Genomic DNA, 7,130 nt, shown 5'->3' with positions numbered 1-7,130 from the left:
GGCTGGGGCGGCACCGGGTCGGGGAGGAGGTGGAGAGGGGCCGGAAGGTGCTGCAGGGTGGTCGCGATTGGCGGGGTGACCTGCAGATTTGTGCAAGTACGGTGACTCTGGTTATTCTACTTCAGGCTTCAGGAGCTGGAGCGGAGACAACCGAGGTTGTTCACCGGTCCTGCTGTGTGAGGTACGCCCCCTTAGCTCAGTCGGCAGAGCGTTTCCATGGTAAGGAAAAGGTCGACAGTTCGATTCTGTCAGGGGGCTCAAGTCATTTTGAGGCGATATCCGGCTTGCCGGTCACAGCCGGTTGAATGGCCCTGGCGGTGTAGCTCAGATGGTTAGAGCGCACGACTCATAATCGTGAGGTCCCGGGTTCGATCCCCGGCATCGCTACCAGAGTAAGACACCAGGCACCCCGTCATCTGCACTGCAGGTGGCGGGGTGTTCTGCTGTGGGGAACGGGGCCGAGGGGGTACCCGCCGTGGTTCAGTTGTTCCCCGGGGTGCGCGGCTGATAGACTGCTGCGGTGCCGTTAACGCGGTACCGTCCGTGAGACATTGACGTCTGCCCTCCGTGGTAGGCTGAGATCCATCGCGAAGGGGCGTGGCTCAATTGGCAGAGCAGCGGTCTCCAAAACCGCAGGTTGCAGGTTCAAGTCCTGTCGCCCCTGCACATGCCCCCGGGATGCCGGGCCGGTGACTGTCATCGGCCAGGCATGACCGGGGTTTTTCCATATTCCGAGGAGCTGTAGATCACGTGAGCGACGAGAAGAACAACGAAGTCGGTTCCACCGGCGGTCCGTTGCGTCCGTCCGGTAAGCGTCAGGTCAGCGGGGAAGGAAGCACCGCAGGCCAGGACAACCGTGCGTCCGCGAAGGTCACCGACGTCGACGGGGCAACGTCCGGGGGGAGCCGCGTGCTGGCCTTCCCGCGTTCCGTGGGCTCAGAGGTCAAGAAGGTCATCTGGCCCACCGGGCGTGAGATGGTCACCTACTCCATCGTGACCATCGTCTTCCTCATCGCCATCACTGCACTGTGCACGGTCGTCGACCTGCTCTCCGGGGAAGGTCTGGAGTTCATGTTCGGTATCTGACCGTGCTATGATCGACCGCAGTATCCACCGCCTCCGCCTCCCGGCGAGGCGGATTTTTCATGCGGGGCACGGTACGACGACCCGCGGATGAGAAGCGGACAACGAACGACCCCGACCACAGCGTCAGTACCATCAGGGAGATGAACGAACCCATGAGTGACGAGAACAACCACGACAGCAGCACAGCGGAAGGCCTCGCAGCCGCCGCGCAGGACGACGTGCAGCAGGCGGTGAGCGAGCTCGGCGACACCTCACCGTCCGTGGAGGCCACGGACACCGCGGACACTGCGGGCGCCGCGGGTGCCGCCGAGCCCTCCGAGACGGAGCAGGCTCCCGAGGACGCGGCGATGGCCGCGTACCGCACCCGTCTGCGGGAGTTCATGCGCGCGCTGAAGAAGCTCGACGGCGACTGGTACATCATCCAGTGCTACTCCGGCTACGAGAACAAGGTGAAGACCAACCTGGAGATGCGTGCCCAGACCCTGGGCGTGGACGAGCAGATCCATGAGGTCGTCGTGCCCATCGAGGAGATCACGGAGCTCAAGGACGGCAAGCGTAAGCGTGTCAAGCGCAAGCTGCTGCCGGGTTACGTCCTGGTGCGCATCGAGCTGGACGACGCCTCCTGGTCCGTCATCCGCGACACCCCGGGTGTGACCTCCTTCGTGGGCAACGAGGGGAAGCCGACCCCGGTGAAGATCCGTGAGGTCGCGAAGTTCCTGCTCCCGCCGGAGACCGCCACCGCACCTGCGGCACAGGAGGAGGCGGAGGCGGGTGCCACCGTCGACGTCAGCGACACCGGCGTCGCCATGGCACCGACCCCGCTCGGCGACCAGGTCGAGGTCGACTTCGAGGTCGGGGAGTCCGTCACCGTGCTGTCGGGCCCGTTCGCCTCGGTGTCCGCGACGATCTCCGAGATCGACGCCGCCAACAGCAAGCTCAAGGCCCTGGTGTCGATCTTCGGTCGCGAGACCCCTGTCGACCTGGCATTTGACCAGGTAGAGAAGCTCAACTAGAGTTTGACCGTTGCTCGTCCCGAGCACATGAACATTCCACCCGGTGGCCGGTAACCAGTCCGGCATCCGGACAGGTGTGCCCGTCCCCGCCATAGGACGGGCGAGGTCGTCCCTGCGGGCGACACACCTGGTACCACGTGAAGAGGTGAACCATGGCGAAGAAGAAGAAGGTCTCCGGCCTGATCAAGCTGCAGATCCAGGCGGGCGCCGCGAACCCGGCACCCCCGGTCGGCCCGGCGCTCGGTGCGCACGGCGTCAACATCATGGAGTTCTGCAAGGCCTACAACGCGGCCACCGAGTCGCAGCGCGGCAACGTCGTCCCCGTCGAGATCACGGTCTACGAGGACCGTTCCTTCGACTTCAAGCTGAAGACCCCCCCGGCAGCCAAGCTGCTGCTGAAGGCCGCCGGCATCCAGAAGGGCTCCGGCGTCCCCCACGCAGAGAAGGTCGGCCAGGTCAGCTGGGCACAGTGCCGCGAGATCGCGCAGACCAAGTTCGAGGACATCAACGCCAACGACCTGGAGAACGGCGCCCGCATCATCGCCGGCACCGCCCGCTCCATGGGCATCGACGTCATCGACCAGCCGGCCAAGTAGCACCGACAGCCACTGCCGGCGTCACCCGTGGCAGGGCCACTTGCGGCCCGTCGACCACACTCCAACAACCACTGATTGGACCAGTACCATGAGCAAGAACTCCAAGGCGTACCGCGCCGCCGCAGAGAAGATCGACGCCGATCGTCTCTACACCCCGATCGAGGCCGTCAAGCTGGCCAAGGAGACCTCCTCCAAGACGCACGACGCCACCGTCGACGTCGCGATCCGCCTGGGTGTCGACCCCCGCAAGGCTGACCAGCTGGTCCGCGGCACCGTCTCGCTGCCCAACGGCACCGGTAAGAACGTCCGCGTCATCGTCTTCGCCGAGGGCCCGAACGCCACCGCCGCCGAGGAGGCAGGCGCCGAGGCTGTGGGCACCGCTGAACTGATCGAGCGTATCCAGGGCGGCTGGACCGACTTCGACGCCGCGATCGCTACCCCGGACCAGATGGCCAAGGTCGGCCGCGTGGCCCGCGTCCTGGGCCCGCGTGGTCTGATGCCGAACCCGAAGACCGGTACGGTCACGACCGACGTCGCCAAGGCTGTCGCCGAGATCAAGGGCGGAAAGATCTCCTTCCGCGTCGACAAGGCCGCCAACCTGCACGCCATGATCGGCAAGGCGTCCTTCGACGAGAAGGCTCTCGCCGAGAACTACGGCGCCCTGGTCGAGGAGCTGCTCCGCGTGAAGCCCTCCGCCGCCAAGGGCCGTTACATCAAGAAGATCACCATCGCCACCACGAACAGCCCGGGCATCCAGGTTGATCCGACCGTGATGAAGAACTTCACCGGCGAAGAGGACTAGCCCTGGCTGGTCTCCACCGCTGCAGACGGAACCGCCTTCCGCCTCCCCGTTCCGACGGGAGGCGGAAGGCGGTTCCGTCTGTCAGTGGCCCCGTTGGCGCAGTTGTCCCAGGACCGGCAGCACGCGGGCCACGACATGGGGATGCGCCTTCCGGTAGGCGCCGGGTTCGCCGGTGTCGCTGTCCGAGAGCCGCTCCAGGATCAGGTCGACCGTCCGCGGCGAATAGCAGACGGAGAGGTGGTCACTCCAGTCCCTCGCGTTGCCGTCGGACTGGACACAGAAGTTTCGGACAGCGGCTCCCTCGCCGGGGGTGAGGAACTGGGTGCGCCAGGGGGTGACCACCTCGTCGTAACGGGTGCTGATCATGGTGAAGGTCACCCCGGGGACGGTGTCGCCGTCCCGGTTGATGTGCCGGACCACGTCGGAGCCGACGACCTGGTCCTCTGCGCACTGTCCCAGGATCGACCGCAGGATCGCGGAGACGTCGACCTTGCCCCGCAGTGTGTCGCGCAGCCACACGGCCATGGATCCCAGGCCCATCATCGTCGTACCGTGACCGGAACCGGCGAGTTCGATGACGTTCCTGATCTTCGGCCCGCCGTCGGTGAAGCGGCCGTCGTGTCCGGTGGCCAGCAGGCGGGCCTGGGCCCCGCCCTGGGAGTGCCCGATCACGTCCACCTGCGATGCCCCGGTCCGCTCCAGTACGGTGTCGATGAACTCCGCCACCTCCTTCGACGATTCCAGGAGCCCGCCGTTGGCGAAGCAGCACGCACGGCGACCCAGCAGGCTCTCGTCGTTGCTGCCGTAGTTCAGGGCGAACACCCGGTACCCGCGGGACATGAGCTTCGGGGCGATCATCGACCAGGTCCCGTAGGCGTTCATCCAGGTGCCGTGCAGCAGGACGACTGGTACCGGGTGCTCCGCCGGCAGCGGGGTGTCCCAGTCGTTGACCCCGGCGGGCATCGGGTCGCTGTGGCCCCAGGACCTGAGGAACGCGGTCAGGAAGAACCGGTGTTCGGGGGCCCCGGAGGCCGCATAAGTATTTGTCGGTGAACTCATTCCTCCGAACCTACTATCCCTGACCGTGGTCGGGGGAGTGTTCGCCGGTACGTGTCTCCAGTCTGTCTCTAGTCTGACGCTGTCTGTCGCCGCGATTTGGGGTTGTCGGCCTGCGGGTCTATAGTGGGGCGAGAAGTTTGATCGCGGGGTGACCCGCGAACGTTCAAGTTTCACCGGAGACCGTCGGTCGACGTCTTCACCGGGCAGCACCGGGGAGGGCGGACGAAGGACCATCACCAGTACACGGCGATGGCGGCCCACGCAGGGAAACACGGAACACGTCGAGCGGCACCGGCCCCAGTGGCCCGGGATGTCCGCCTCCGCGCCCCGTGCCCTGTGCACGGGGCGTCACTGTGTTCGGGGGAAGGCCATTCAGACACCGTCCGGTCGCACCACCGACAGACATCAGGAAGGAGGCGAGAGTATGGCAAACGCAAAGAACACCGCATCCGTTGCGGAGCTCACCGCGCGTTTCGAGAACGCCAGCGCCACGGTGCTCACCGAGTACCGCGGGCTGACCGTCGCGGAGACGACCGAGCTGCGCAAGGCCCTGGGTTCCGAGGTCACCTACTCCGTCGCCAAGAACACCATGATCAAGCTGGCTGCCAAGCAGGCCGGCGTCGAGATCGCTGATGAACTGCTCACCGGACCGACCGCCATCGCCTTCATCGAGGGTGAGGCAGTCGACGCTGCCAAGGCGTTCAAGAAGTTCGGCGCGGATCACAAGGCGCTCGTGATCAAGGGCGGCAACATGGACGGCAACGCGCTGTCCGCAGCCCAGGTTGAGGCAATCGCCGAGCTGGACAACCGCGAGACCACCCTGGCCAAGCTGGCCGGCGCCCTGCAGGGCTCCCTCAGCAAGGCCGCGGGCCTGTTCAACGCTCCGGCATCCCAGGTTGCACGGCTCACCGCCGCGCTCCAGGAGAAGAAGGAAGCTGCCTGACCCGTCAGGCCGCTTAACCCCCATACGCATTAACGCCGCTCCCGTTCACCACTGAACGGGACAAAGAAAGGAAGCCGACATGGCTAAGTTCACCAACGACGAACTGCTCGAAGCCTTCAAGGAGATGACCCTGATCGAGCTCTCCGAGTTCGTCAAGCTCTTCGAGGACACCTTCGACGTCACCGCCGCCGCCCCGGTCGCCGCTGCCGCCGCCCCCGGTGCTGCCGCTGCTCCCGCCGAGGAAGAGAAGGACGAGTTCGACGTCGTTCTCGAGGACGCCGGCGCCAAGAAGATCGGCGTGATCAAGGTTGTCCGCGAGCTCGTCTCCGGCCTGGGCCTGAAGGAGGCCAAGGAGCTCGTCGAGGGCGCACCGAAGGCTCTGCTCGAGGGTGCTTCCAAGGACGACGCCGAGGCTGCCAAGGCCAAGCTCGAGGAGGCCGGCGCCAAGGTTTCCCTCAAGTAGGAGGGATCCGGCGTACGCCGTATCTGCCACCACCCCCGTCAGGGACGTCCACAGGACGTCCGTGGCGGGGGTGGTGTCGTCTTTCCCGTCTGTGCGGCGGCGCCCGCTACGATGGTCCGCATGCTTCCGAGATCCCGCGTCGTCGCCGTCCTCACTCTCGGGCTGGGGTGCATCCTGCTCGCCGCCGGTGTCGCCCTGCCGCTGCTGGTGCCGCCTGAGCGTCCCGTGCCCCTGGAGCTCAGCGAATCGCAGCTGACCCTGCACGACGACGAGGCCCGTGTCGGACCGTCCTACCTGTCGGGGGAGGGGGACGACGACGGGACACCGGAGCCGGACACGGCACCGGTCACGAAGACCTACGCGGTGTCGCTGGGCGAGCCTGCGGACGGGGACTCGGCGTCGGCGACGGTGGGGGTGACCTCCGTGCGCGACGACGTGGACGGAGACGCCGGCCTGCTGGACGCCGAGGTGTGGACCTACCGTGTCGACCGCACCACCGGGGCGTCGTTGGGCGACGCCAAGGTCGCGGACACCCCGGCCACGCCCGCGGTGTCGACCGAGGTGAACGGACAGTGGCTGGCGTTCCCCCGCAAGACCGCCCAGCAGGAGTACCCGGTCTTCGACAACCTGCTGCGCCGCGACGTGCCCGCCCGGTTCGTGCAGACCGAGGACGTCGACGGCACGGAGGTGTACGTCTTCCGCCAGGACTTCGACGCCGAGCCGGTGCGGGAGGCGAACCCGGGGTACTACCGGGCGACCTCGAGGACGGAGGAGGGGGAGCTGTCGTCGCTGTACCGCACCGGCCACAAGGAGTTCCGGGTGGAGCCGGAGAGCGGGATGATCGTCTCTGTCAGTGAGGACATCCAGGACGTCTACGTGCCCGACGGGGAGGGCGACGACTCCGGAGCGCCGGAACTGCTCAGCTCCTTCCGTGGTTCCACACCGGAGAACGAGCGTGACGACCTGCTGGTTCAGGCCGAGGAGCTGGGACACGACCGGCCGACACGTGGATGGGGTATTGTGCTGACCGTCACGGGTGCTATCGTGGCACTCGGTTCGGCGGTCGTGGCCCTGCGGCCACAGCGCGTCCAGCGGTCTGGACCGGCGCAGTCGCCGAAGAGGTAGGCCGCCCGGCGTACGCGGGTCCGCGGGGAGGGCGGGCCGGGCG

Annotated in this window: 8 protein-coding genes and 3 tRNA genes; 10 read left to right on the top strand and 1 reads right to left on the bottom strand. The window is 66.6% G+C overall.

The window, feature by feature from the left end; all coding sequences use genetic code 11:
• The first annotated feature begins 185 nt into the window (after positions 1-185).
• From Q0A34_RS06590 to rplA, 7 genes are all read left to right on the top strand, one after another.
• Positions 186-258 (top strand) — tRNA-Thr (locus tag Q0A34_RS06590).
• Between the two features lie 55 nt (positions 259-313).
• Positions 314-390: transfer RNA gene (locus tag Q0A34_RS06585), tRNA-Met, on the top strand.
• A 201-nt stretch (positions 391-591) separates the two neighbouring features.
• Positions 592-664, top strand: a tRNA-Trp gene (locus Q0A34_RS06580).
• Positions 665-750: 86 nt separating this feature from the next.
• Positions 751-1,086, top strand: coding sequence for a preprotein translocase subunit SecE (secE, locus tag Q0A34_RS06575; RefSeq protein ID WP_291479208.1), 336 nt, complete (start codon positions 751-753; stop codon positions 1,084-1,086).
• 152 nt (positions 1,087-1,238) lie between these two features.
• Positions 1,239-2,099: a transcription termination/antitermination protein NusG gene (locus Q0A34_RS06570; RefSeq protein ID WP_291479209.1), complete on the top strand. Its 861-nt coding sequence runs from the start codon at positions 1,239-1,241 to the stop codon at positions 2,097-2,099.
• A gap of 152 nt (positions 2,100-2,251) precedes the next feature.
• Positions 2,252-2,695, top strand: a complete 444-nt coding sequence (rplK, locus tag Q0A34_RS06565; protein ID WP_291479207.1) for a 50S ribosomal protein L11 — start codon at positions 2,252-2,254, stop codon at positions 2,693-2,695.
• Between the two features lie 88 nt (positions 2,696-2,783).
• On the top strand, positions 2,784-3,497 hold the full coding sequence (rplA, locus tag Q0A34_RS06560; protein WP_291479206.1) for a 50S ribosomal protein L1: 714 nt from the start codon (positions 2,784-2,786) through the stop codon (positions 3,495-3,497).
• An 81-nt stretch (positions 3,498-3,578) separates the two neighbouring features.
• Here the strand turns inward: rplA and Q0A34_RS06555 are convergent, their stop codons facing one another.
• Positions 3,579-4,556 carry an alpha/beta fold hydrolase gene (locus Q0A34_RS06555; RefSeq protein WP_291479205.1) on the bottom strand — a complete coding sequence of 326 codons (978 nt, stop codon included), beginning with the start codon at positions 4,554-4,556 and terminating at the stop codon, positions 3,579-3,581.
• Positions 4,557-4,980: 424 nt separating this feature from the next.
• On the opposite strand from Q0A34_RS06555, the gene rplJ reads away from it, so the two are divergent.
• From rplJ to Q0A34_RS06540, 3 genes are all read left to right on the top strand, one after another.
• Positions 4,981-5,499 carry a 50S ribosomal protein L10 gene (gene rplJ, locus Q0A34_RS06550; protein ID WP_291479204.1) on the top strand — a complete coding sequence of 173 codons (519 nt, stop codon included), beginning with the start codon at positions 4,981-4,983 and terminating at the stop codon, positions 5,497-5,499.
• Positions 5,500-5,578: 79 nt separating this feature from the next.
• Entirely contained in the window at positions 5,579-5,962 is a 384-nt protein-coding gene (gene rplL / locus Q0A34_RS06545) for a 50S ribosomal protein L7/L12 (protein ID WP_075814217.1), read from the top strand.
• Positions 5,963-6,082: 120 nt separating this feature from the next.
• On the top strand, positions 6,083-7,087 hold the full coding sequence (locus Q0A34_RS06540) for a DUF3068 domain-containing protein (protein ID WP_291479203.1): 1,005 nt from the start codon (positions 6,083-6,085) through the stop codon (positions 7,085-7,087).
• Positions 7,088-7,130 lie beyond the last annotated feature (43 nt).

Origin of the sequence: Corynebacterium sp. (genome assembly GCF_022712195.1) — a bacterium.
Classification (GTDB): domain Bacteria; phylum Actinomycetota; class Actinomycetes; order Mycobacteriales; family Mycobacteriaceae; genus Corynebacterium.
The sequence above is the reverse complement of the archived record's forward strand: the minus strand, read 5'-3'. Positions and strand labels throughout refer to the sequence as shown.